The organism is Parafrankia sp. Ea1.12, assembly GCF_900465275.1.
In the GTDB taxonomy this organism is placed as follows: Bacteria; Actinomycetota; Actinomycetes; order Frankiales; family Frankiaceae; genus Parafrankia; species Parafrankia soli.
Window position 1 is genome coordinate 1 of the sequence record NZ_UBIZ01000130.1, and the last position, 3,092, is coordinate 3,092.

At 66.1% G+C, this 3,092-nt stretch carries 2 protein-coding genes and 1 pseudogene; all 3 read left to right on the forward strand.

Annotation, left to right across the window (positions count from 1 at the left end; genetic code table 11):
- Positions 1-649 (forward strand): annotated as a pseudogene (locus tag FMEAI12_RS03135) (hypothetical protein); the annotation flags it as partial.
- 307 nt (positions 650-956) lie between these two features.
- Positions 957-1,178 (forward strand): DNA-binding protein, encoded by a 222-nt coding sequence (locus FMEAI12_RS03140; protein ID WP_112104912.1) that lies wholly within the window; start codon positions 957-959, stop codon positions 1,176-1,178.
- Positions 1,179-1,295: 117 nt separating this feature from the next.
- Positions 1,296-2,765 (forward strand): site-specific integrase, encoded by a 1,470-nt coding sequence (xerC, locus tag FMEAI12_RS03145; protein ID WP_112104913.1) that lies wholly within the window; start codon positions 1,296-1,298, stop codon positions 2,763-2,765.
- Positions 2,766-3,092 lie beyond the last annotated feature (327 nt).

Genomic DNA, 3,092 nt, shown 5'->3' on the forward strand with positions numbered 1-3,092 from the left:
CCGCTACCCTCGAACACGCGCACCCGTCCACTCGGCGATCACTTCCTTCAGCAAGAGCGATCATGCCGAATGGCGGGTGCGTCCTACTTCCCGGAATCACCGGCGCTACGCACAGTCACAACCGGCCATCGCCGGCAGTCACCGGACAGACACGATCTCCGGCGAACTGGGAAGAGCCGGAAACGCGGCACTGGTTCTCACCTCACCCCCGTACGGAAAAGCCACCCACGGCACCGTCGACGCCGACCGGGTGAACGGGGTCCGCAAACGCGACTACACCTACAGCGCCGACCGGCCCGGGAACCTCGCCGCCGCCGACCTGACCGAACTCCTCACCGGATTCACCGCAATTCTCACCGGCGCCACAGCCCTCTTACGCCCCGGTGGAATCATCGCGATCGCCGTCCGCCCCTACCGCCAGGACGGTGAACTCATCGACCTGCCCGGCGCGATCCTGCACAGCGCCCAGAAGATCGGGCTCGTCCGCGCCGGGCGCGCCGCCGCGCTCCTCGCCGGCCTGCGCGAGGGCCGGCTCGTGCCCCGCACGACGTTCTTCGCCCTTCACAACGCCCGCACCGCCCACGCCGCCGGCACCCCCCTCCACATCACCGCCCACGAGGACATCCTTCTCCTGACGGCCAGCCCGTAGCCCCGCCGATACCCGTCCACCGGGCCTGACACCAGCACTGACCTGCACAAACGTGATCTGACGGTGATCTGACACAAGTTGCACACGCAACAACAGTCAGATCACCGTCAGATCCCACCCGGACTCAAGGCCGCCCGCCCCGGCGCGCGATGACCCACGCGACGGCGCCGCGGTCCGGTGACCCCGCCCGTCCGTTCGGCGGACGCCTTCGGCGTCCTCCACGCCTCTCGCGGAGCCTTCCGCGAAGCACCGCCCGAGGCGACCGCGACCCCAGAGGAGAACCCCACGCGTCCCCACAAGGAGTCGAGTGAAAACGTGGACTGAAGAAGACATAGACCAGCTCGGCACGAGGACCAACATCGTCACCGCCGGTGAAATCCTCGGAATCGGCCGGACAAAAAGCTACGAGCTTGCCGCCCGTGACGAGTTTCCTGTCCCCGTTCTACGTATCAAGGGCCGCTACCAGGTCCCCACGACACCCCTCAAACACCTTCTCCGAATCAACAAAGAAAACGGGGAATCCGCTTGACAGGAACCGAAACGGCACGGCTGAATCGGAAACGCCCCCGGGCGGCGGATTCGATTCTCCGACCCGCCGAGCCGATAACGCTCTTTCTCTGCTACTGGAGTGCCCGTGACGAGTCCGATGGCTAATCCGAACGGATCGATTTCCAAACGATGTGGCTGCCGTGAGCCCCAGACCCGTCGACTGCTGGGGAACAGCTGTCCGAAGCTCCGGCGGAAGAACGGGGCTTGGCGTTCCGACCACGGGTCCTGGCAGTACCGCGTCGACCTGCCTCCCGCGCCTGATGGCCGCCGCCAGGAAGCCCGCCGGGCCGGTCTCGACACGCGCGACGCGGCCGTCGACGAGATCAAACGTATCCAGGATCTCATCGTTATACCGGGAAACGACAGCCAGGGAATCGGCCGGATCCGAACCCTTATCCTCGACGCGATCAAAGCCGGGGATCCGCTTCCAGACCCCGAGGTCATCAAGGAGCGATACCGGCGCCGTGCCGATCTCAACCCGAAGATTACTGTCGCCGACTGGCTGCACACCTGGCTGGCGGGACGTCGAACGATCCGACGCTCCACCCGGGAAGGCTACGAGATATCGATCCGGCTTCACCTCGTGCCCTTCATCGGCGATATCCGCCTCGACCAGCTGACCATCGGCCATCTCGATGACATGTTCGACAAGATCGATGCGCGTAACGAGACGATCCGCAGGATCCGCGCCGGCAAGAACCCCGAACTTCGGGAGGCGTTCAAAGGCCGTAAGGTCACCAGCGACGCCTACAAGCAGCGGATCCGCGCCACGCTGCGCGCCGCGCTCAACCACGCCATCCGCATCGGCCTGATCGCTTTCAATCCCGCATCCTGGGTGGAACTCCCCTCCGGGAAGCGGCCCAGGGCGTTGTTGTGGACGAAGGAGCGTGTCGCCCGCTGGCGTGGCACCGGGGAGATCCCTTCCCCCGTGATGGTCTGGACCCCGGCCCAGACCGGCGCCTTCCTCGACCATGCTGAGGCGCAGAACGACCGCTACTACGAGCTTTTTCACCTCATCGCCCACCGTGGTCCCCGCCGCGGAGAGGCCTGCGGCATCCACTGGACCGACCTCGACCTGGACGAGGCCAGCCTCACCATCCGCTGGCAAATCACCCAGCATGGAGCGGACACGGAAATGGGCGCCCCGAAGTCCGATGCCGGGGACCGCCAGATCTCTCTCGACACCGCTACCGTTACTGTCCTCCGCCAGCGTCGTGCCCGTCAGAACGCGCACCGTCTTTCCCACGGTGAGCAGTGGATCGACAACGGCCTGGTGTTCACCGAACCCAACGGCGCTCCCCTCATCCCCGACGAAGTCACCAAGCATTTCAAGGAGCTCGTCGCAGCCGCCGACTTGCCTCCCGTCCGCCTCCATGACCTGCGACACGGCGCCGCGACCCTCGCGCTCGCGGCCGGCGCCGACATGAAAGCCGTCCAGGACCTCCTGGGGCATGCCGGCATCGGGATTACGGCTGACACCTATGCCCATATCCTGCCCGAACTCGCCCGGGAAGTAGCGGAGAACGTCGCCCGCCTCATCCCCCGGAAGAAAACCGGCCCACGATAGAAGCCCCCGCATGCCTACGGGCTGGTCGGCGCCGCCGCAGCTGAGAGAGGCAACAGGATCGTCCGCACGTCGATGGCCGGGTGGCCCGCTGTCCGCCCGGCCATCGACCCATCTCAGGACGATGCTCTGTGCGGGACGGTGCGGCAGGGCCCTGCCGGGGCCCCACCGGACGGGACACATCACGACCCTCCTCTCGGCCAGGGAGTTGCCGGAAAATAACTTCTGCTTTTGACCATGCTCTGTGGGGGTAGGGTTCCGGGGGTGGAAGGGACCGAGGAGGTCCTGGCGGAGAAGTTCGCGGTGTTGCTGCCGCATCTGGACGAGCTG